16 protein-coding genes (1 of these 16 cut by a window edge) are annotated in these 23,936 nt (G+C 47.8%); 5 read left to right on the forward strand and 11 right to left on the reverse strand.

Annotated features, from left to right (window positions below):
* Positions 1-5,795, reverse strand: partial view of an Ig-like domain-containing protein gene (locus tag FLM53_RS00635; RefSeq protein ID WP_176681126.1) — the start only. 21,601 nt of this gene lie to the left of the window's left edge; the window shows 5,795 of its 27,396 coding nt (coding positions 1-5,795); its start codon is at positions 5,793-5,795; the stop codon falls past the left edge of the window.
* A 403-nt stretch (positions 5,796-6,198) separates the two neighbouring features.
* On the opposite strand from FLM53_RS00635, the gene FLM53_RS00640 reads away from it, so the two are divergent.
* From FLM53_RS00640 to FLM53_RS00655, 4 genes are all read left to right on the forward strand, one after another.
* On the forward strand, positions 6,199-7,506 hold the full coding sequence (locus tag FLM53_RS00640) for a TolC family outer membrane protein (RefSeq protein ID WP_176681950.1): 1,308 nt from the start codon (positions 6,199-6,201) through the stop codon (positions 7,504-7,506).
* Positions 7,506-8,123, forward strand: coding sequence for an OmpA family protein (locus FLM53_RS00645; protein WP_176681125.1), 618 nt, complete (start codon positions 7,506-7,508; stop codon positions 8,121-8,123). The genes FLM53_RS00640 and FLM53_RS00645 overlap by 1 nt, the downstream gene beginning before the upstream one ends.
* 136 nt (positions 8,124-8,259) lie before the next feature.
* A complete protein-coding gene (locus tag FLM53_RS00650; protein WP_012603863.1) occupies positions 8,260-8,610 on the forward strand; it encodes a DUF2750 domain-containing protein in 351 nt (116 codons plus the stop codon).
* 163 nt (positions 8,611-8,773) lie between these two features.
* Complete coding sequence (locus tag FLM53_RS00655) at positions 8,774-10,807, forward strand: diguanylate cyclase (protein WP_176681124.1); 2,034 nt, start codon at positions 8,774-8,776, stop codon at positions 10,805-10,807.
* Here the strand turns inward: FLM53_RS00655 and queC are convergent.
* Together queC and queE are read right to left on the reverse strand one after the other, a co-directional pair.
* Positions 10,767-11,462, reverse strand: coding sequence for a 7-cyano-7-deazaguanine synthase QueC (queC, locus tag FLM53_RS00660; protein ID WP_176681123.1), 696 nt, complete (start codon positions 11,460-11,462; stop codon positions 10,767-10,769). The genes FLM53_RS00655 and queC overlap by 41 nt on opposite strands.
* Positions 11,463-11,524: 62 nt before the next feature.
* Positions 11,525-12,193 carry a 7-carboxy-7-deazaguanine synthase QueE gene (gene queE / locus FLM53_RS00665; protein ID WP_306293728.1) on the reverse strand — a complete coding sequence of 223 codons (669 nt, stop codon included), beginning with the start codon at positions 12,191-12,193 and terminating at the stop codon, positions 11,525-11,527.
* Positions 12,194-12,377: 184 nt separating this feature from the next.
* Between queE and FLM53_RS00670 the strand changes: the two genes are divergently transcribed.
* Positions 12,378-13,187: a Cof-type HAD-IIB family hydrolase gene (locus FLM53_RS00670; RefSeq protein ID WP_176681121.1), complete on the forward strand. Its 810-nt coding sequence runs from the start codon at positions 12,378-12,380 to the stop codon at positions 13,185-13,187.
* A gap of 76 nt (positions 13,188-13,263) precedes the next feature.
* Here the strand turns inward: FLM53_RS00670 and FLM53_RS00675 are convergent, their stop codons facing one another.
* The 8 genes from FLM53_RS00675 to prpC form a co-directional block, all read right to left on the reverse strand.
* Positions 13,264-14,676, reverse strand: a complete 1,413-nt coding sequence (locus FLM53_RS00675) for an NUDIX domain-containing protein (protein ID WP_176681120.1) — start codon at positions 14,674-14,676, stop codon at positions 13,264-13,266.
* 83 nt (positions 14,677-14,759) lie between these two features.
* Positions 14,760-15,239 carry a GNAT family N-acetyltransferase gene (locus FLM53_RS00680; RefSeq protein ID WP_176681119.1) on the reverse strand — a complete coding sequence of 160 codons (480 nt, stop codon included), beginning with the start codon at positions 15,237-15,239 and terminating at the stop codon, positions 14,760-14,762.
* Between the two features lie 180 nt (positions 15,240-15,419).
* Positions 15,420-15,821: a glycine zipper domain-containing protein gene (locus FLM53_RS00685; protein WP_176681118.1), complete on the reverse strand. Its 402-nt coding sequence runs from the start codon at positions 15,819-15,821 to the stop codon at positions 15,420-15,422.
* A 230-nt stretch (positions 15,822-16,051) separates the two neighbouring features.
* Positions 16,052-16,498, reverse strand: coding sequence for a hypothetical protein (locus FLM53_RS00690; protein WP_176681117.1), 447 nt, complete (start codon positions 16,496-16,498; stop codon positions 16,052-16,054).
* Between the two features lie 162 nt (positions 16,499-16,660).
* Positions 16,661-18,565: a propionyl-CoA synthetase gene (locus tag FLM53_RS00695; protein ID WP_176681116.1), complete on the reverse strand. Its 1,905-nt coding sequence runs from the start codon at positions 18,563-18,565 to the stop codon at positions 16,661-16,663.
* A gap of 116 nt (positions 18,566-18,681) precedes the next feature.
* Positions 18,682-19,854, reverse strand: a complete 1,173-nt coding sequence (gene prpF / locus FLM53_RS00700) for a 2-methylaconitate cis-trans isomerase PrpF (RefSeq protein ID WP_176681115.1) — start codon at positions 19,852-19,854, stop codon at positions 18,682-18,684.
* Between the two features lie 9 nt (positions 19,855-19,863).
* Positions 19,864-22,518: a Fe/S-dependent 2-methylisocitrate dehydratase AcnD gene (gene acnD, locus FLM53_RS00705; RefSeq protein WP_176681114.1), complete on the reverse strand. Its 2,655-nt coding sequence runs from the start codon at positions 22,516-22,518 to the stop codon at positions 19,864-19,866.
* A 78-nt stretch (positions 22,519-22,596) separates the two neighbouring features.
* Entirely contained in the window at positions 22,597-23,799 is a 1,203-nt protein-coding gene (gene prpC, locus FLM53_RS00710) for a 2-methylcitrate synthase (protein WP_176681113.1), read from the reverse strand.
* Positions 23,800-23,936 lie beyond the last annotated feature (137 nt).

Consider the following 23,936-nt stretch of genomic DNA (forward strand, 5'->3'; position numbering starts at 1 on the left):
CTGTAACTGATGTTTGAGCCATCCGCGTCGGTCGCCGTGACCGTGCCCAGCGTCACGCCCGCTGCCGTGCCTTCCGCGTAGTCGAACGTATCACTCTCTTCAGTGAACTCGGTCGCGCTGTCATTCACGTTCGTTTCGTTCAGCGTCACCACGATCGTATCAACCGTGTCATCGCCCGAACCGTCCGTGCCCGTCGCCGTCACTGTGATTTGGTGGCTGTTGCTATCTAACTCGTAGTCGTTGGTGAACGCTGCCGCGCCTGCGGCCGTCAGACTCACATTACCATTCGCATCCACCGTGTAGAACGGGTTCGCTTTCGCTGCATCATCCGCCGCGTACACGTTGTCGTCCGCCGCGATGCTGTAACTGATGTTTGAGCCATCCGCGTCGGTCGCCGTGACCGTGCCCAGCGTCACGCCCGCTGCCGTGCCTTCCGCGTAGTCGAACGTATCACTCTCTTCAGTGAACTCGGTCGCGCTGTCATTCACGTTCGTTTCGTTCAGCGTCACCACGATCGTATCAACCGTGTCATCGCCCGAACCGTCCGTGCCCGTCGCCGTCACTGTGATTTGGTGGCTGTTGCTATCTAACTCGTAGTCGTTGGTGAACGCTGCCGCGCCTGCGGCCGTCAGACTCACATTACCATTCGCATCCACCGTGTAGAACGGGTTCGCTTTCGCTGCATCATCCGCCGCGTACACGTTGTCGTCCGCCGCGATGCTGTAACTGATGTTTGAGCCATCCGCGTCGGTCGCCGTGACCGTGCCCAGCGTCACGCCCGCTGCCGTGCCTTCCGCGTAGTCGAACGTATCACTCTCTTCAGTGAACTCGGTCGCGCTGTCATTCACGTTCGTTTCGTTCAGCGTCACCACGATCGTATCAACCGTGTCATCGCCCGAACCGTCCGTGCCCGTCGCCGTCACTGTGATTTGGTGGCTGTTGCTATCTAACTCGTAGTCGTTGGTGAACGCTGCCGCGCCTGCGGCCGTCAGACTCACATTACCATTCGCATCCACCGTGTAGAACGGGTTCGCTTTCGCTGCATCATCCGCCGCGTACACGTTGTCGTCCGCCGCGATGCTGTAACTGATGTTTGAGCCATCCGCGTCGGTCGCCGTGACCGTGCCCAGCGTCACGCCCGCTGCCGTGCCTTCCGCGTAGTCGAACGTATCACTCTCTTCAGTGAACTCGGTCGCGCTGTCATTCACGTTCGTTTCGTTCAGCGTCACCACGATCGTATCAACCGTGTCATCGCCCGAACCGTCCGTGCCCGTCGCCGTCACTGTGATTTGGTGGCTGTTGCTATCTAACTCGTAGTCGTTGGTGAACGCTGCCGCGCCTGCGGCCGTCAGACTCACATTACCATTCGCATCCACCGTGTAGAACGGGTTCGCTTTCGCTGCATCATCCGCCGCGTACACGTTGTCGTCCGCCGCGATGCTGTAACTGATGTTTGAGCCATCCGCGTCGGTCGCCGTGACCGTGCCCAGCGTCACGCCCGCTGCCGTGCCTTCCGCGTAGTCGAACGTATCACTCTCTTCAGTGAACTCGGTCGCGCTGTCATTCACGTTCGTTTCGTTCAGCGTCACCACGATCGTATCAACCGTGTCATCGCCCGAACCGTCCGTGCCCGTCGCCGTCACTGTGATTTGGTGGCTGTTGCTATCTAACTCGTAGTCGTTGGTGAACGCTGCCGCGCCTGCGGCCGTCAGACTCACATTACCATTCGCATCCACCGTGTAGAACGGGTTCGCTTTCGCTGCATCATCCGCCGCGTACACGTTGTCGTCCGCCGCGATGCTGTAACTGATGTTTGAGCCATCCGCGTCGGTCGCCGTGACCGTGCCCAGCGTCACGCCCGCTGCCGTGCCTTCCGCGTAGTCGAACGTATCACTCTCTTCAGTGAACTCGGTCGCGCTGTCATTCACGTTCGTTTCGTTCAGCGTCACCACGATCGTATCAACCGTGTCATCGCCCGAACCGTCCGTGCCCGTCGCCGTCACTGTGATTTGGTGGCTGTTGCTATCTAACTCGTAGTCGTTGGTGAACGCTGCCGCGCCTGCGGCCGTCAGACTCACATTACCATTCGCATCCACCGTGTAGAACGGGTTCGCTTTCGCTGCATCATCCGCCGCGTACACGTTGTCGTCCGCCGCGATGCTGTAACTGATGTTTGAGCCATCCGCGTCGGTCGCCGTGACCGTGCCCAGCGTCACGCCCGCTGCCGTGCCTTCCGCGTAGTCGAACGTATCACTCTCTTCAGTGAACTCGGTCGCGCTGTCATTCACGTTCGTTTCGTTCAGCGTCACCACGATCGTATCAACCGTGTCATCGCCCGAACCGTCCGTGCCCGTCGCCGTCACTGTGATTTGGTGGCTGTTGCTATCTAACTCGTAGTCGTTGGTGAACGCTGCCGCGCCTGCGGCCGTCAGACTCACATTACCATTCGCATCCACCGTGTAGAACGGGTTCGCTTTCGCTGCATCATCCGCCGCGTACACGTTGTCGTCCGCCGCGATGCTGTAACTGATGTTTGAGCCATCCGCGTCGGTCGCCGTGACCGTGCCCAGCGTCACGCCCGCTGCCGTGCCTTCCGCGTAGTCGAACGTATCACTCTCTTCAGTGAACTCGGTCGCGCTGTCATTCACGTTCGTTTCGTTCAGCGTCACCACGATCGTATCAACCGTGTCATCGCCCGAACCGTCCGTGCCCGTCGCCGTCACTGTGATTTGGTGGCTGTTGCTATCTAACTCGTAGTCGTTGGTGAACGCTGCCGCGCCTGCGGCCGTCAGACTCACATTACCATTCGCATCCACCGTGTAGAACGGGTTCGCTTTCGCTGCATCATCCGCCGCGTACACGTTGTCGTCCGCCGCGATGCTGTAACTGATGTTTGAGCCATCCGCGTCGGTCGCCGTGACCGTGCCCAGCGTCACGCCCGCTGCCGTGCCTTCCGCGTAGTCGAACGTATCACTCTCTTCAGTGAACTCGGTCGCGCTGTCATTCACGTTCGTTTCGTTCAGCGTCACCACGATCGTATCAACCGTGTCATCGCCCGAACCGTCCGTGCCCGTCGCCGTCACTGTGATTTGGTGGCTGTTGCTATCTAACTCGTAGTCGTTGGTGAACGCTGCCGCGCCTGCGGCCGTCAGACTCACATTACCATTCGCATCCACCGTGTAGAACGGGTTCGCTTTCGCTGCATCATCCGCCGCGTACACGTTGTCGTCCGCCGCGATGCTGTAACTGATGTTTGAGCCATCCGCGTCGGTCGCCGTGACCGTGCCCAGCGTCACGCCCGCTGCCGTGCCTTCCGCGTAGTCGAACGTATCACTCTCTTCAGTGAACTCGGTCGCGCTGTCATTCACGTTCGTTTCGTTCAGCGTCACCACGATCGTATCAACCGTGTCATCGCCCGAACCGTCCGTGCCCGTCGCCGTCACTGTGATTTGGTGGCTGTTGCTATCTAACTCGTAGTCGTTGGTGAACGCTGCCGCGCCTGCGGCCGTCAGACTCACATTACCATTCGCATCCACCGTGTAGAACGGGTTCGCTTTCGCTGCATCATCCGCCGCGTACACGTTGTCGTCCGCCGCGATGCTGTAACTGATGTTTGAGCCATCCGCGTCGGTCGCCGTGACCGTGCCCAGCGTCACGCCCGCTGCCGTGCCTTCCGCGTAGTCGAACGTATCACTCTCTTCAGTGAACTCGGTCGCGCTGTCATTCACGTTCGTTTCGTTCAGCGTCACCACGATCGTATCAACCGTGTCATCGCCCGAACCGTCCGTGCCCGTCGCCGTCACTGTGATTTGGTGGCTGTTGCTATCTAACTCGTAGTCGTTGGTGAACGCTGCCGCGCCTGCGGCCGTCAGACTCACATTACCATTCGCATCCACCGTGTAGAACGGGTTCGCTTTCGCTGCATCATCCGCCGCGTACACGTTGTCGTCCGCCGCGATGCTGTAACTGATGTTTGAGCCATCCGCGTCGGTCGCCGTGACCGTGCCCAGCGTCACGCCCGCTGCCGTGCCTTCCGCGTAGTCGAACGTATCACTCTCTTCAGTGAACTCGGTCGCGCTGTCATTCACGTTCGTTTCGTTCAGCGTCACCACGATCGTATCAACCGTGTCATCGCCCGAACCGTCCGTGCCCGTCGCCGTCACTGTGATTTGGTGGCTGTTGCTATCTAACTCGTAGTCGTTGGTGAACGCTGCCGCGCCTGCGGCCGTCAGACTCACATTACCATTCGCATCCACCGTGTAGAACGGGTTCGCTTTCGCTGCATCATCCGCCGCGTACACGTTGTCGTCCGCCGCGATGCTGTAACTGATGTTTGAGCCATCCGCGTCGGTCGCCGTGACCGTGCCCAGCGTCACGCCCGCTGCCGTGCCTTCCGCGTAGTCGAACGTATCACTCTCTTCAGTGAACTCGGTCGCGCTGTCATTCACGTTCGTTTCGTTCAGCGTCACAGTAGCTTCTGATAAATTACCTAAGTCATCTAATAATACTATTTGGTAATCGCCACTGTTAGTGCCTTTCTCAAAGTCGTTCACCTCCGCCGCCACGCCCGCTGCCGTGATGCTGATATTGCCAGCCGTATCCACACTGTAGAAGCCGTCTTCACTGGTGGTGCTTAAGGTGCCGTCACTGTGTTTGAACTCGTATTTGGTCACGCCATCCAGATCGCTGCCTGCCAAGGTGCCAACCACCGCGTCCGCCACTTGGTTTTCCGCGTAGCTTACTTCCTGGTCTGCGAATAAAGCATCATCATTTACAGGCGTAACCCCAACATCAACAGTAATAATATCCGTACCGCCTTCACCATCACTAATAACGACTGTAAAGCTGTCAGACCCGTTGTAGTTTTCGTCTGGCGTGTAAGTCCAATTACCATTTTCATCAACGACTACAGAGCCGTTTGACGGATCTGTGCTTTTAGTGAATGTTAACGAGTCACCGTCGGCATCAGTTGCGTTTAGCGTTCCGCTTACAGGGGTATCTTCGTTGGTGGTTACTGAAACGTCATTACCAACAGGGGCATCATTGACAGGAGCAACACCAATATTAACTGTGATTGTATCGGTGCCACCTTGGCCGTCGGATACAACAACCGTGAAGCTGTCATCGCCGTTGTAATTTTCATTTGGTGTGTAAGTCCAGTCGCCATTGTCATCGACGACGACAGTTCCGTTTGATGGATCTGTCGCTTTGGTAAAAGATAAAGAGTCACCATCTTCGTCTGAGGCTGAAAGGGTTCCGTTTACTGGCGTGTCTTCATTTGTTGTAAAAGAGACAGTGTCACCGACTGGAGAATTATTGTTATCAACAAAAGTAGGTTCATTATTAGGTTGTTCAAACGTGCGGAAGGCGTCGAGGAGACTGAGGCTTTGAGTACGAGACATACCTAGCGCTTCAAAACCTGTGGTTACGAATTCGGTACCTGGAATAGTTTCTTCACCATCACGCTCGATAGTTCCACTAGTACCTAAGCTAGAACCATTCTGACCAGCAGCAGTCGCGAACTCTTCACCGAGTTCTGTTGGGTCTTCACCTTCTTCTAATGAAGCAAAAATATTTGCTATATCTTGGTCAAGCTCAACCTCCCCACCTTCTTCTGGTGAAAAGCGTTTCACTGATACCTGAGGGTTATCGGATTCATTTGAGGATTCAAGAACAACATCCCCAGCTTGGAGTGGTTGCCCTTCATCTAGGATTTTAATCGTACCATCTACCGAGATAACAATGCGCTGGCCAAGTGCTAAAGCTCCGCCCAAATTCAATGTCGTCATGTCCATATAAACCCCTAAAACCCATCTCTTGTCATTAACGTCAAAATAGTGACATCATTTTTATAATATTAGTTAGAATATAACATCTAAAGTCACATAATTCATAGTTATAGATACATAATTTAACAACCTCTAGTTTAGCTTAATGACTGTCATCACACTAAGTAACAAATTAGGTGCTTAAAACATCGATATAAGTTATTGTGCATGCAGAAAATAATACGAACATTAATGAATGATTTAAGTGCTCAAAAACAACATAAAACGCACGACGATCGGTTAACAATTTTACAACCATTTACGGACGCTTTTCTAGCGAACGTTATTTTTTTGGCGGTCCATCTGAATTTCGTATCTCGCACATCAAAAAGCGTAGGTTTAGGTGCTGTCCAATTTGGAGAAATGGAAATTGAACTACATTCAAACGACAACATTAGGGTTAGCTATAGCGCTAAGTTTGCCAACAGCAGCACAAACCCTAGAGCAAGCCGTTGCGTTTACTTTAGAAAGCAATCCTGAAATCAAAAGTGCTTATAACGAATATATCAGCAAGCGTTATCTTAACGACGCTTCTGGTGGTGCTTATCGACCAAGTATAGACTTAGATGGTGGGATTGGTTATGAACATACTGATCTTGCAACCAACCAAGACACTACCGATCTGACTAGGAAAGAAGCAACAATCACGCTCACTCAACTCATTTGGGATGGTGCTAATACGTCAAATGATATAGATCGTACCGCAGCCGATGCAGAATCTGTGCGCTATCAATTACTGTCTAATGCGCAAGATATCGCATTAGAAGTGACTAAAGTTTACCTCGATGCAGTCAAAGCATACGAAGTGCTTTCGCTTTCTGAGAACAACCTAGCGACACACAAAGAGATATACAGCGATATTCGTAAACGCGTTGAATCAGGTATTGGCTCAACAGCAGATATGTCTCAAGTAGAGGCTCGTATTGCAAAAGCACACGGCAACCTACTCGCGGCTCAAAATAACCTGTTTGATACCCACACTCAATTCAAAAGACTTGTTGGTCAATCTCCGCTAGGGCTAACCTTCCCTCGCGCTGATGCGGGAGCTATTCCATACACAGTCGATGGAGCCCTTGCCAAAGCCTTTAACCAACACCCTGTGATTAAAATTGCACAAGCAGATGTGGATTCTGCGAAATTTCAATACAAACAGTCGAAAAGCACCAACTACCCGACTGTCTCTTTTGAAGCTGCTCAAACCTGGCGCGATGACGCTGGCGGCACAGAAGGAAGTAGCGACGAGTTTTCTGCCATGGTTCGTTTAAGATACAACCTTTACAATGGCGGGTCTGATCAAGACCGCGCGGAAAGTGCCGCATATCAACTTAACAAAGCCAAAGACCTTCGCGAGAGTACATACCGCAATGTAGAAGAGAGCTTGCGTCTTTCATGGAGCGCATTAGATTTGACCGTTCAGCAGAAAGAGTTCCTCTCTGACCACGTAGACTCAGCATCAGATACGGTTATCTCGTATGAAAAACAATACCGAATTGGTAAGCGAACCCTTCTCGATTTACTTAACACTGAGAATGAGTTGTTTGAAGCTCGTAAAGGCTATTTGGATGCTAAGTATGACGAGCAATACGCAAAATATCGCGTAATGAACGCAACGGGCAACCTATTGATAGGTTTGCGAGTTGAAATCCCTGAAGAATGGAATGAGAAGGTGGAATATTAATGAAGCTTACAAACACAGTATTATCGCTTTGCTTCATGGTTGTATCTACCACTGCTTTAGCTGAAAACAATGAGGACGAATTTGAATATCGCGCTCTTCCGCCCGTCACTCAAATTTACGATCTTCAAGATGATGACAACGATGGTGTAATCAATGCACGTGATTTATGCCCCGATACACAAATTGGCGCCGAAATAGATAACGACGGTTGTGGTTCATATTTCGAATCATCGGAGGAGAAAGAACTCCACATACTCTTCGCCAATAACTCTACGGAAATTAACCCGGCTTTCCTTACCCAGATACGCCAGATGGCAGCATTTTTGAAGCGTTACGAAAGCACAACCATCGAGTTACAAGGTTATGCCAGCAAGGTGGGTAATGCCGCACACAACTTGAAGCTATCTAAACAACGAGCATCGAATGTAAGGCGAGCACTGATCAGCAACGGCATTCAACCTTCGAGAGTCAACATCGTTGGTCATGGTGATGTTGAGTTCAGTAGTGATGACACAGAAATCAACCATGCACTTCACCGAAAAGTGGTCGCCTCTGTGGCTGGATTCAAAGGTAACATCAAAGAAGAGTGGCATATCTTCACTAAAATTAAAAAGTAGCTTCAGTACTACTTTTACCATACTGAAACGTTCTCTTAAGTTAACGTTTCAGTATGGTGATAATTCCTTGAATAGCATATACCTAAGCCGTCTATAATGTTAATCTTGCCTCGTTATCAACATAGAGAATTAATCCATGAGCAAACTAACAGCTGATACTCAAGCAAATCTAGAACTTTTCGTTTCTGAAACACAAGAAACTAAACTGGTATGGGGCCTTCGCAATGAAGAAGGTTGGCTAGCATGTGACTCAAGTGAATTCGAAAACAGCGAAGTGATGCCTTTCTGGTCTTCAAAAGAAGACGCTCAAACTCACAACGTTGAAGAGTGGGCTGACTTTGAAGTATTAGAAATTCCACTAGATATCTTTGTAGAAGATTGGTTACTGACTCTTGCTGAAGATGGCGTTCTTGTTGGTATTAACTGGAATGCAACACTAGAAGGCAAAGAGCTTGAGCCTTCTGATCTAGCGAAATTATACATCTAATTTCAAATATCGGTCGTGCGAATACGTACGGCCGATATACCTCTGATAATACTCGTTAAATTAGAGATCCACCTCGCACAACCTCCTATATACGTCGCCCAAAAATTGAAGCAACATCAAATTAATCATAGAATATCGTTCTTTATCTGACTGATACTTTCTTGTGATTCACTCTGCTTTCGTTACCTTTCTTCTTCTCATTAGTTTTAATTCTTATAGCCAAGTATCGACTTCAGATCGTGACCACAAGTCATCCATTTATTCTTCCAATTTAGACGCTAACACCACTCCCAACGCTGATTGGAATGCGCTTTACCTCTCGACTTTGAACCACTCTCCTGAGCGTGCGTTAAACATGCTGCAAACACGTTATACGAGCTCAACGGTTTACGGAGATAAACTTTACCTATCGTCTCTTTTGTATCAATACATGACTCATCGCGACCAACCATTCTATGGTATAGCTTCAAATGACAGCGAATATCAAGCAATTGAAGAAGCGTTTATTTCTGCTCTGATGAAAGACGGCAAAGGTCAATATGAAGAGGCACAACAAGGCTTTTTGACCCTGTTAGCGAAGATGCAATCGCGCAGCGATTTAACGGGAAGAGCGCTACTGAAATACCAACTATGCCGATCCCTAAATGAACAAGCAAAATATCATCAAGCGAACTATTACTGCTCCGCTCTTCAATCCGATCTGCATAACATCGCTGACCCAGTATTACCAAAATTTGGGACTTATCGAGTCATCGCCAACAATCACCATTTCCGAAGTGACTATCAAGCAGCGCTAAGCACCTACCTCGCATTGATTAATGTATTCCCACAAGGGCATGATATTTCAGGAATATACAATGATGTGGGTAATTTGCTCAAAGAGCTAAAGCAATACAATAAATCAGCGCAGTACCTAGAGGAAGCGCTCGAGCTCAGAGCCGACGCTTCAGATTTGATGCAAGCTCAAGTACATCATAGCTTAGCTGACCTGTATCTAAATCAAGGTCAAAGTAATCTAGCGATTACCCATTTTAAGCAAGCTAAAGTGTTACTGAGTGCATCATCTCATAGCTACGGCATCGCTCTAACCAACCTTGGTTTGGGTAAGGCTTACACACAAACCAATGACTATGATCTAGCAAGAAACTATTTAGTCGACTCTCTTTCTGCTTCCAGCGAGCTCAACAACGACGTCATTCGAATCAACGCTTATTTGGCAATCAGCGATATGTTCGAAGAGCAAAAACTAATGGAAGAAGCGCTCAATTATGCACAACAAGCGTTAGAGTTAGCTGAACAAGTTACTAGACATAAATACATCGCAGGGGCTCTTCTTCAGCTTTCTGATCTTCATCAATCACTGGGCGATTACCAGCAAGCGTTTTACTTCTACCAACGCTACTCGTCCATACAGATGGAAGCACGAGACATTGATAACCGATTAGCCTTTGAAGCACTGGATCTGACGCACGCAAAGTATGAGCAAGAGTTAGAAAGCTCCTTTCTGACACATCAGACGAAACTCGACCGCCTTCAAATTGAAAAGATGGAGCATCAAAGGTGGATGTACAACATCATTGTGATTCTGTTGTTATGTGCTGCGAGCTTTACGATATGGGTAAACAGAACCGTTCGAGCAAAGGCAGCCATTGACGCTATGACAAAAGCGTACGGTCGCACCGAAATAATACGGAGAATTAAGCGAGTAAAACGCTGTCCAGGAAAGGAAAATCAACACGTGCTTGTTTTGCTCGACCTAGATAAGTTTAAAAAGATAAATGACCAACATGGCCACCCTACTGGCGACAAAGCACTGGTTCATGTTAGTCAGCAAATAAGAAAACACTTAATGAATGGTGAATTGTTTGGCCGTTTAGGCGGCGAAGAGTTTGTCATCATGCTGACCGACACAAAACCTTCTGAAGTACGGGAGCGCGTTGAGGAGTTGCACTACGCTATATCAAGCACTGTCTTCTTATCAGAAAGCAAAATGCCACTTAATGTAACCGCGAGCTTTGCTTACCTAGCAACCTCAAACGCATTAAGTGACTTTGATGACTTGTACTCAGTTCTTGACCAAGCACTTTATCAAGCGAAGAGTAATGGCCGGAACTGCATCATCGATGCCTATAACGACCCAATAGACTTACCTGATGTTATTTATTCTCAGCCTGTTTGCGAACCAACTCAGCCATGATGCTTTCACGGTCACCTAGGTAGTCATTAAGGCCTACTTTACGCAATTCACACGCAGGACAATCGCCACAACCATCACCGATAATGCCGTTATAGCAAGTCAGGGTTTTGTTGCGAACAAGCTCAAGTGCTGAGTACTGGTCGGCCAACGCCCATGTTTCAGCCTTGTTCAACCACATCAGTGGTGTTTTGATATCAAGCTGCTTGTCCATACCTTGTACTAGCGCAGAGTTCATCGCTTTTACGAAGTCATTGCGGCAATCTGGGTAGCCCGAGAAGTCTGTTTCACACACACCGGTAATCACAGTTTCAGCGCCAATTTGGTACGCGTAAATGCCAGCCAGCGTTAAGAAAAGAATATTACGACCAGGAACGAATGAGTTCGGTAAACCATTCTCTTGAAGCTCGTGTGATACAGGAATATCGTCACGCGTTAGAGAGCTAATCGCTAGCTCATTCAACAGCGTCACATCCATCACTTTGTGTGCTTTCACACCCAGTTCTTTTGACAATGACTCAGCCACTTCAATCTCTAGTCGGTGGCGCTGACCATAATCAAATGTAATCGCCTGAATCTCGTCATACTCTTTTAATGCTTGAACAAGACATGTTGTTGAGTCTTGACCACCACTGAATACTACCACTGCTTTTTTCATTTTCATTCCTACCTAAAACTGATGAGCTATCTACAATCTAACCAACTATGCGATCTAACCTACTATGCGATGCTCAAATACTTGTGAGTTTGGATTGATAAGCGCCAATTGCGCTCAATGCAGGTATCAATACAAAGCTGTGTCGCGCGGTCTTTTTGGCTAATCGGTTGCAATGCGATCACAGTGTCGCTCGAAACATCCGCTCGCTCTAGTAAACCATCTAGCTGTTCGATGTCTTTTCCGGTTCCTACTGGATGTTTAATCTCGTTAGCGCGTCGTAAGGCACTGTCTAAGATTTCCAGTTTCGCTTTCATTGCTACTTTTGGTGACACCGTAACCCACGTATTGCTTGTTGCTTTAACTTCTGATGTACCGCTAGTCTCAATCTGACAACGACAACCGTGTTGCTCAAACGCTTCAGTAAGAGGGACAAGATCATAAATGCACGGCTCACCACCAGTAATTACAATGTGCTTAGCCGTGTAACCTTGCTTGATGTATTCATTGACGATTCCTTGGGCATCAATGGCTGACCAAGTGGGTGAATCCTCTGTCTTAACCATGATATCGCCAAGGCTAGTTTCATCTTCTGGCAATGCTTCCCAAGTCTGTTTGGTATCACACCAAGAACAGCCAACTGGGCAAATTTGCAGACGAACAAAAACAGCAGGAACGCCAGTAAACACGCCCTCGCCTTGGATGGTTTCAAACATTTCATTAATCTTGTACAACTTTCCCTCAGCTCAATCATTTGATGAAATTAATCAACCGCAGACCTTAAAGCACTTACCTCTTTTGGTCAAACAAATGAGTACTGATAAATCAGTTGATCAAAGCCCTAGCCTGAAGTTTCAAGTTCCCTTATCCTTTCGCCCATTAGATTTCGTTAGCTTTTAATTTTTAGTAAGGAACAACATGTACAAACTGATTGCTCTTGATATGGATGGCACACTGCTTAACAGTGAAAAAGTGATTTCTCAAGAGAACAAAGATGCGATTGCTAAAGCTCGTGCTGCAGGTGTGAAAGTGGTTCTGGCTTCTGGTCGCCCTTTAGAAGGCATGCAGAGTAAGCTAGATGAGCTATCAATCAACGGCGAAGATGACTTTGTGCTCTTCTACAACGGCTCTATGGTTCAGAATGTGTCGACAAAAGAGATCATTCACAGCGAGATCAGCAATGGTAAAGCCGCGAAAGAAATCGCAGCACTTGCTACACAGCTAGGTGGTTACGTTCATGCATTCAGCAAGGTTCATGGTTTAATTACGCCAGAGAACAACGAATACACTGGCATTGAAGCACGCATTAATGGTTTAGACATTACCGAGTTCGACTTTTCTCAACTAGAAGACGATCACGAAATCATCAAAACCATGATTGTTGCTGAGCCAAGCAAGTTGACCGAAATCATCAGCAAGTTGCCACAAGAACTTAAGACTCAGTTTACCATCGTGCAAAGTGCACCCTTCTTCTTAGAGTTCTTAAACCCAAATTCGAACAAAGGTGTGGGTATTGAAGCGATTGCTAAACACTTAGGTATTAAAGCCGAAGAAGTGATCTGTATGGGAGATGCTGAAAACGACCACCATATGCTCGAATACGCGGGCCTTGGTATTGCAATGGATAATGCAATGGAAGAAACCAAGAAGCTAGCTGACTACATTACAGCAAGCAATGACGACCACGGTGTTGCTGTTGCGATTGAAAAGTTTATCTTCAACTCGTAAGCATTCGAATCGTATCGTTAAATAAAAGAAGGCTGTGCAGTGCACAGCCTTCTTTTATTTAACACGAGTGGATTAACTATTTCCTAGCCCAAGGTAGGCGGAATGCGACAACACCAAATAGAATCAAGATTGGGAAACGTAACGTTTCGACAATAAATGAAGCAATGCCACTAAAAGAGACAAAACTCCCTGCCCAACTGATCAACAGGTTACCGGCAAGTAACATCGCAATAACCCCAACTACGACCTTGAATGAGAACTGACCGACCAAAGGTTTTGAATCCGTTAACGTCACTAAACAAGCAATCGTCATCAAAATAGCCACCCAGAATGAGAAAGTTGGCAGTGGCCAGATAACGGTTAGAACGATTGAAAGTAGGCACAGCCCCCACCAAACGCCTTTAGAACTGAGTAGTACACTAATATCAACCTCAGGCTTGGTGTCTAACCTCACGATATGCCACGTTGTTAACGCACCTAATATGCCTCCCATCAAGACATCGCTAAAGAAAGCACTGCCTGAGTAAGACTTAAACAACATTATCCAAAGCAGGCCTACGAGCACAATCAACAACGATTTTTGCTCAAACAGGCGTTTAAGCTTCCAAAGCACCAGCAAAGTTAAACTAACCCATAGAGCCGCTAGTTGGCTTGGAAAACTATAGCCACTGCTCATCACCAATTTGAGTGTTGGAAGATAAGCATGCGGACGTGGGAAGCCAAAGCCTTGGTGCGCAATTAAAGTAAGCAGCGTTACTGATATCAACGTGAAACCAAACTTCAACGCAAAGTTACGGCCAAAATACCAAGCAATTAACGGCAATATGATGATGAAAACCCAAGGCTTAGCGAGCAAGTCAGTCAAAAGTACCGTATTAGAAAACACACTCGGTAAATTATCGAACGTGTTTTGAAGTGAAACAATCCAGCTCAATTCGACTTGGTGAACTTTCGGCGCAGCGCCCACCAGCTCAGTCACATAAGTCACTGGCTGATCAGTCGCAGAAAGAAACAGTTCGTTAATCTCAGACCACTGTTCTGGGTAACGGTATTGGTTTGCTTCCAACTCAGTAGGAGGAAGTAACATCGCTCTGCTGACCTCGACTCCATAGTGAGGAGCAAACCAGATAGGAAGTTCAAAACCACCTAGCTCATTTCGAGCTTGATAACTGATCACTTCAGAATCAGAGACACAATCAAACACAACTGCGCTGTCGGTGTAACCCAACACATCACCAACGGTGACGGACAAACCGGCTTCTTCCCAAGTTTCACGTTGCGCTGCGATAGCTGGCGGCTCCCCAGAAACAACCGTGCCACCCGGCAGAGATAATTGACCTGTGATCAGTTCATCAACCAACACAATTTGGTTATCTGCACGCACTACACATAAGGCGCCCGCAATATGGTCAGGCAAGGTGTTGCTCGCCCAAGCGGAAGTAGTACTCAGAAGAGACAGAATAAGAACTAATAAATATCGAGTAACCAACGAATTTACCTAAAAATAATAGAAAGAAAAAAGACTGCTAATGCATCGAGCCTATTGTAATTAAATCCACATAAAATCGCTGTCTATGTTTTATTCAAAGCCTTCCTCATCCATTGAATGTGAGGTGTGAACCCCATTTTTTGATAGAAGTCCTTGGCAGGTGAATTAAAGTCCCAAACCTCAACAAAAACCTGAGTCACTCCGTAGTCTTCAAAAGTAGACTCGACACGATTAAACAGCATCTGGGCGACTTCTGCTTGTCGGTATTCAGGCAAAACAAAAAGTTCATCGACACTGCCCATTTGAACCGGTTTGCTCACGGTAGAAATAAGCTCACAAAAATGCCCCGAAATGAAACCCACAATCAGCTCACCTCTTAATGCTACATACACCAAACATTCAGGGTCATCTAAGTACCTTGCAATGCTCTTTTCCTGTTCTATCTCTTCTGCTGTTTTAAAGTGCTCGGGACAGGCAATGTGATGATGGTGGTGAAGATCGAACATTAACTCGTTAAGTTGCTCGAGATCGGTATGCTTTGCAGCCCTTAAAGTGACGTTCATGACAAGTACGCTTCTTAAACCCAATTAATATCTAAACAGAGTCTAGTTTACTTGCAGTGAGTATCTATACAAGCTATTGAATTAATTCGTTGTTTGAACTGGGTGTTTTAAATACAAAAATGGCCACATAAAGTGACCATTTTTGATTTAATTAATTAAGCGTGAATCAGAAAGCTGACTTTATGCACCGTTGTCGTCTTTCTCTTCTTTGAGGTCAGCAAGCTGCTGCTCCAGTTCAATAAGCTTAATTTCTGCTTCGACTTCTGCAACTCGCTTTTCAGCGTCAGTACGATTGTCTTGTGCTAGGCCGTCTGCCGTCACTTGAGTTCGTTGAGCATTTCGCGCGTCGTCAGTATCTTTCATAGAACCCGCAACACCGCCAGTCACTCCACCTAACGCAGCGCCTTTAACGGCTAGGCTCGCGTCTCCAGTCAACGCGCCAGCTGTCGCTCCTAGTAAAGCACCACCAACAGCGCCACGGTTACGTGCTGCGTTTTCATTTTCGTTATCCATTGCTGGTGATGCACAACCAGAAAGAGTCACAATCATTGTCGCTAAAAGAAAAGGTTTAGTGAATTTCATAGGAGTCTCGCTTAGTTCTTCGTTTGGAATGAAGCCATCTTAAATAGAAGCGCTATCGAGATAAATAAAGCCAAGTTTAGACGATACATAGTGTTCAGCTATGTATCATTCAACCAACGCATAGTTGAAGCGTGACATATGCCTTTGATACGAATTGCTCCATCAAAAACAAAAAAGCGACCATTAAGGTCGCCTCGATAATTCTTCTTTATAACATTAAGATTTAGCTTTTAACCTTGCGACCAAAAGTTTTGCATAGCCGCTACACTCGCAGGCGGGCGTACACCACAATCTCGATAATGATGTTTATCACCTATCCCGAGTATCTTGCCATTTTCCTCATCAATCATGGCTGCAACTTGAACACCATCACCGACATGACGAGTCAGCACAACGGTTTCACCTGCTCTTTGTGATTTCACTGCGCCTAAAATTTGATATTCAAAGCGTCCTTTTCTTGAATTCACAATCATCTTGGAGTTAATGGGATCTGCCTCGTAACCAACACCAATATCAAACACGGCTTGATACAAATCGACACCCGTCTTAGAGACACACTTAAATATCTTTGGATGGCTTAAAGGCTCCAGCAACGCTCTACTCGCTTCATCCTTTGAAATACCGGCGCTCGCAGCACCACTAACAAGTAAAGTAATCAACAAAAAGTAAGCTCGCATAAAAAGACCTCATTATTTGTATTTCATAATGAGGTCATAGTAAATGCGATGCACTGGGAGATGAATAAAGCAGAGTTTAGATGAAGCATCACGTCTAGTTATACTTCACCAAACCAAGGGCTAATTAAAAAGCCAACTCACTCTCAGATTCAGCCTAGACCTTTATTTACCGAGCTTTTCGGCAATTTCCGTTAGGCTTGTTGGGTCATCAATGGTTGAAGGCACCACGTATTGTTCACCTTCTGCTATTTGTCGGATAGTTCTTCGTAAGATCTTGCCAGAACGCGTTTTTGGTAGCCTTTCGACGACTAAGGCTTGTTTGAAACATGCGACAGCGCCAATCTCATTTCGAACCTTACCAACAAGCTCAGCTTGAAGGTCTTCGCCATCCACTTTCACGCCATCTTTCAGAACCACTAACCCGAGAGGAAGCTGACCTTTTAGATCATCGTTAATACCGACCACGGCACATTCAGCGATCGCAGGATGACCACCAACGATTTCTTCCATTTCACCAGTAGACAAACGATGCCCCGCGACATTTATCACATCATCAATTCGTCCCATGATAAACAAGTAGCCGTCTTCATCGAGATAACCACCATCGCCCGAGACGTAATAACCTGGGAATTGACTCAAATAACCCGATTCAAACCTATCATGGTTGCGCCATACCGTCGGTAAACATCCGGGCGGAAGCGGTCGTTTAAGTGCGACAAAACCTTGTTGATTAGCGTGTGCAGGCTCACCCAATTCATTGAGGATCTCCACTTGATAACCCGGCACAGGTTTAGTTGAAGAACCCGCCTTCACCGGTAAAGACTCAAGCCCCGTTGGATTTGCTGAGATAGCCCAACCCGTCTCGGTCTGCCACCAATGGTCAATTACTGGTTTGCTCGTATGCGACTCAACCCAATCCAATGTTGGCGGGTCTAAACGCTCACCAGCCATGAAGATCGACTTGAGGGATGATATATCATATTTGGTCAGTAACTCACCTTCTGGGTCTTCCTTCTTTATCGCTCTGAATGCCGTTGGCGCCGAGAATAGAACATCGACTTTATATTCTTCACACACCCGCCAGAATGCACCGGGGTCAGGCGTTCGCACTGGCTTACCTTCAAACAGAATCGTCGTGCAGCCATGAATCAGTGGTGCATAGACTATGTAGGAATGCCCAACGACCCAGCCCACATCGGAAGCCGCCCAAAATACACCGTCTTGTGGCATATCGTAGATGGTACTCATCGAGTATTTCATCGCGACCGCATGACCACCATTATCACGGACAACGCCTTTGGGTTTGCCTGTCGTACCAGAGGTATACAAAATATATAACGGATCTGTTGCCAAAACAGGTACACACTCATGAGGCTCAGCGCCAGCAACAGCTTGTTGCCAATGCAAATCACGCTCGTTGTTTAACTCTGCAAGGCATTGCTCTCTCTGGAAGACGACAACTTTCTCTGGCTTCCAGCGGCTATCCATGATCGCACGGTCAACCATTGGTTTATACGGCAGAACCTTGTTGATTTCGATGCCACATGAGGCGGTGATCAATACTTTAGGTTCAGCATCTTCAATTCGAACCGCAAGCTCATGCGGAGCAAATCCACCGAACACCACAGAGTGCACTGCTCCTAACCGAGCACAGGCTAACATTGCCATAGCTGCTTCAGGAATCATGGGCATGTAGATGACTACACGATCGCCTTTGGTGACGCCCTGTTCTGCCAACATACCAGCGGTCTTCTCCACTTGCTCGCGAAGCTCATTGTAGGTGTAAGACGACTTGATACCCGTGACTGGCGAATCGTAAATCAGTGCGACCTTATCACCGCGGCCATTTTCACAATGATAATCCAACGCCAACCAGCAAGTGTTCATTACCCCATCAGGAAACCAGCGTTCAATACCGTTATCGTCCGTTTGTAATATCGTTTTTGGAGACTCAAACCAATCAATGGCTTGTGATTGTGTTTCCCAGAACGAATTTGGGTCTTCCCTCGCCCATTGATACTCGGTGATGTAATCCGTTTTTCTAGTCATTCGATTTGTAGCAGACATAGTGCCTCCTCCATGATTTATCCATTTTCCAAGCGGCTAGCCTTTAGCAGTAGCGCTTGGTTGCACTCTTTTCTCAGCGTTGTTTTCGGAACCTTTAACCGTTCACGACAATCGCTTTACTTGGGAAAAGGCACACGAACGGCACCTTCCATGATCACTCGGGCACTACGACTCATGATCGCCCTCTCGATTTTCCATCCACTTTCTGTCTCTAGCGCTTTAGCTCCGACCTTTAGCGTTCCTGATGGGTGCCCAAAGGTCACAAAGTCACGAGAGCCTCCCCCCGCCGCTAAATTCACTAGCGTGCCCGGAACACTCGCTGCTGAAGCAATCGCAACCGCAGCTGTGCCCATCATGGCGTGATGCAGTTGTCCCATAGACAAAGCACGGACCAACAAGTCAGTATCATCCGTAGCAACTGACTTGCCACTTGAAGCTTGATACGCTTGAGGCTTGGCAACAAAGGCGACCTTTGGGGTGTGCTGGCGTGATTCCGCTTGTTCTAGCGAATCAATAAGCCCCATCGCAACTGCGCCATGCGCTCGGATAGACTCAAACAATGCCAAGGCGTTTGGATCGCTATTAATATCTGATTGAAGCTCTGTGCCTAGATAGCCGACCGATTCAGCATCAACAAAAATAGTCGGTATTCCAGCATTGATGTAAGTCGCTTTGATGCAACCTAGCTCCAGAACATCTAAAAAATCGACCACATTTCCCGTTGGAAACATCGACCCACTCACGTCTGCAGGGTCCAGAAAATCAACTTGGATTTCAGCTGCAGGGAAAGTGACGCCATCGAGTTCGAAATCGCCCAACTCTTGGACTTCACCATCCACGATAGGCACATGAACAATAATGGTTTTCTCTATGTTCACTTGCCATACTCGCACTTCGACCACTCCGTTTTCCGGAATACGACTTGAATCGACCAAACCACTGTGAATAGCGAACGGACCAATTGCCGCAGACAAGTTGCCGCAGTTACCGCTCCAATCGACAAATGGCTTATCAATAGCTACCTGTCCAAAGAGATAATCAACATCGTGATCAACTTTACCACTCTTCGACACGATGACGGTTTTACTGGTACTGGATGTTGCGCCGCCCATACCATCGGTTTGCTTACCATAAGGATCTGGGCTGCCAATCACACGCAGAAGAAACTCGTCTCTCGCAGGCCCCGCAACTTGCACCGCTTCTGGTAAGTCATTCAAGCAGAAGAACACACCTTTGCTGGTGCCTCCACGCATATAAGTTGCCGGGACTTTTATCTGTTTAACGTTCATCGCTGGCTCCTAATGCGCGAGAAAATCTTTGGCAAAGCGTTGTAATACGCCACCAGCGCTATACACACTCACTTCGTCTGCCGTGTCTAGCCGGCAGGTCACTAGGACATCAAGCTTTTGACCATCTTTACGAGTGATGACCAACGCCAGATCTGAACCTGCTTGGATGTCGCCATACACATCGTAAAGTTCAGTACCATCGAGTTGTAAGGTGTTGCGATCCGTCCCTGCTTTAAATTGCAAAGGCAAGACGCCCATACCCACTAAATTAGTTCTGTGGATTCGCTCAAAGCCTTCAGCAACAATCACTTCAACACCCGCTAAGCGAACCCCTTTAGCCGCCCAGTCACGTGATGAACCTTGCCCATAGTCTGCACCTGCAACAACAATCAAAGGCTGTTTACGGTTCATGTAGGTTTCTATAGCTTCCCACATTCGGGTAACTTGTCCCTCAGGCTCAACTCGTGCCAATGAACCTTGGACCACGGCCCCAGACTCTTTGACCATTTCATTGAACAGTTTCGGATTAGCAAAGGTCGCTCTTTGTGCCGTTAAATGATCACCTCTATGAGTCGCGTACGAGTTAAAGTCCTCCTCTGGTACTTCCATTTTGGCAAGATATTCACCTGCCGCACTTGAGGCTAGAATCGCATTTGATGGCGATAAGTGATCGGTGGTGATGTTGTCACCTAAGATTGCTAGAGGCCTCATACCAGAAAGGCTTCGTTCACCTGCGAGTGCACCTTCCCAATAAGGAGGCCTACGAATATAGGTACTCTTAGGTCGCCAATCGTAAAGCGGCTCGCTGCTTAGCTGCTCATCATCTGGCTGGAACATTTTCACGTAAATTTGTTGGAACTGTTGTGGTTTAACATGCTCGCCAACAACCGCATCGATCTCTGCATCACTTGGCCACAAATCACTTAAATAAATCGGTTTACCGTTGTTGTCCTTGCCTAGGCTGTCTTTCTCGATATCAAAACGAATCGTGCCAGCCAAGGCATAAGCAACTACTAATGGCGGTGACGCTAGAAAGGCTTGCTTGGCATAGGGATGGATTCGACCATCAAAGTTTCGATTACCTGATAAAACCGCAGTGGAATAGAGGTCGCGGTCAATGATCTCTTGTTGAATTTGAGGATCCAATGCCCCGCTCATACCGTTACAAGTCGTGCATGCATAGCCGACAATGCCGAAACCCAACTGTTCAAGTTCTGGAAGCAAACCCGCAGACTCTAGATAGAGCTTGGCAACCTTAGACCCCGGAGCAAATGACGTTTTCACCCATGGCTTACGAACCAAACCAAGTTGATTGGCTTTTTTCGCCACTAGTCCGGCTGCAACTACGTTTCTTGGGTTACTGGTATTGGTGCAAGAGGTAATCGCGGCGATAATTACCGCGCCATCTGGCATTTGCTCTTCACTATATTGTTCCGCGTGTTGCGCTTTCCAAGAAGATTGGCTGATGCCTTGCTCGGCAAGTTCGCTGGTTGGTAAGCGGCGATGAGGGTTCGAAGGTCCTGCGAGATTTCGCTCAACTTTCGACAAATCAAACTCGAGTACACGCTCATATTGAGCCGAATCGAGATCATCCGCCCATAGTCCTGTTTGCTTAGCGTAAAGTTCGACTAACTCAACCTGCTCCGGATCACGACCTGTCAATTTAAGGTATTGAATGGTCTGCTCATCAATGTAGAACATGCCTGCCGTGGCACCGTATTCAGGCGTCATGTTTGAGATAGTCGCACGGTCACCAATAGTCAGTGCACGAGCCCCTTCGCCAAAGAACTCCAAATAGCTTGAAACCACCCTTTCACTGCGAAGAAACTCAGTAATCGCAAGCACGATATCCGTTGCGGTTATCCCTTCCTGTCGTTGACCCGTTAGTTTAACGCCCACTATATCTGGCAAGCGCATCATCGACGGGCGACCTAGCATTACCGTCTCCGCCTCCAAGCCACCGACACCAATAGCAATAACACCCAGCGCATCAACGTGAGGAGTGTGACTGTCGGTACCAACACAGGTATCTGGGAACGCGATGCCTTGTTTAGATTGAATAACTGGAGACATTTTCTCCAAGTTAATCTGGTGCATAATTCCGTTACCCGCAGGAATCACACTAACGTTTTTAAACGCCGTTTTACACCATTCAATAAAGTGAAAACGGTCTTCGTTTCGACGCTCTTCAATTGCGCGGTTTTTATCAAACGCTTCGCTATCAAACCCGGCATGTTCCACAGCTAAAGAGTGATCAACAATCAGTTGAGTTTCGACTACTGGGTTTACTTTGGCAGGGTCGCCACCTTGGTCAGCAATCGCGTCTCGTAAGCCCGCTAAATCAACTAAAGCAGTTTGACCTAGAATGTCATGACACACGACACGTGCTGGATACCAAGGAAAATCTAAGTCGCTCTTACGCTCAATGATCTGTTTCAAACTATTTTCAAGAGCCGCTGGGTCACAGCGTCTTACCAATTGTTCCGCCAATACTCTCGACGTATAGGGCAAGGTTTTATAGCTGCCCGGAGATATCGCATCTACCGCTTCACGGGCATCGAAATACTCCAAGCCAGTTCCCGGTAAAGCCTTTCTGTATTGGCTATTCTCAATGCCTATATTTTTATCAAGGTTCGGGGTTTTCTCAATTTTCACATCAGACATACATCCACCATTATCTAAAATTCTATTCATTGGCTCTCAAGGACAACTCGATATATGAGTCGCCTTGAGACAGAAGGATTAACGTAAATGAATAGGTAGCCAGTCTTGATACTCTGGTCCGGTGTAGTCTGCACTTGGACGAATGATGCGATTGTTTTCTCTTTGCTCGAACACATGCGCTGTCCAGCCTGTAAGACGGCTCATCACAAAGATAGGCGTGAACAGTTTGGTTGGGATGTCCATGAAGTGATAGGCAGAGGCATGGAAGAAATCCGCATTACAGAACAAGCCTTTCTCACGCTTCATGACCGCTTCAACACGTTCAGATACCGCGTAAAGCTGCTCATCGCCAACTTCTTGTGATAGCTCTTTTGACCAACGTTTAATCAGCGCGTTGCGTGGGTCGCTCTCACGATAAATGGCGTGACCGAAGCCCATGATTTTGTCTTTATTAGCAAGCATCTTCATGATGTTCGCTTCAGCTTCATCGGCGGTTTTCCAGTCTTGGATCATTTCCATTGCCGCTTCATTCGCGCCGCCATGTAGAGGGCCTCTTAGTGTGCCAATTGCTGCTGTCACACACGAATGAATATCCGACAGCGTTGATGCACAAACACGAGCCGCAAAGGTAGAGGCATTAAACTCATGCTCTGCGTAAAGCGTTAGCGAACAGTGCATCACCTTCTTATGCAGTTCACTTGGCGCTTTATCCGTTAGCATCTTCAAGAAGTAACCACCCAGACATGCTTCGCTTTCATCTTGTGTATCAATTCGCACACCATCGTGACTGAAGCGATACCAATAGCAGATAATGGCAGGGAAAAGCGCAAGCATACGTTCTGTTGCTGATAGTTGCTCAGAGAAGTCTGATTCTTGCTCTAAGTTGCCCAACATTGAGCAGCCTGTTCTCATCACATCCATAGGGTGAGCGTCAGCAGGGATAAGCTCTAAAGCGGCTTTCAACGGTTGAGGCAAGCCACGTAAACCAACCAGCAAGGTTTTGTAATCGTCTAGCTCTTTTTCACTGGGTAAATGGCCTCTTAGTAGCAGGTGCGCCACTTCTTCGAACTGAGCATGATTCGCAAGGTCGGTAATATCATAGCCACGGTAAGTTAAACCTGTTCCTGATTTTCCTACCGTACACAGCGCCGTGGTTCCAGCACTCTGGCCACGCAAACCAGCACCGCCAATCGCTGGTGCGCTAGTCGGTTTGACACTTTCTTGTTGGCTTACTGTTGAAGCATTATCGACAGTTGCTTTATCACTCAAAGATACAGACATGATGAACTCCTTCTCTGGGTTAGTCGCCCTGCACTCTTTGGTGCTGACTGTTTGTATTCGATGACCACGAATATCTAACTCGATTTCACGGCCCCGATGTGGCTGACTAACCATTCACGTTATTGGATTAAGTTGAT

It is taken from the genome of Vibrio sp. Scap24, assembly GCF_013394185.1.
Taxonomy (GTDB): domain Bacteria; phylum Pseudomonadota; class Gammaproteobacteria; order Enterobacterales; family Vibrionaceae; genus Vibrio; species Vibrio pomeroyi.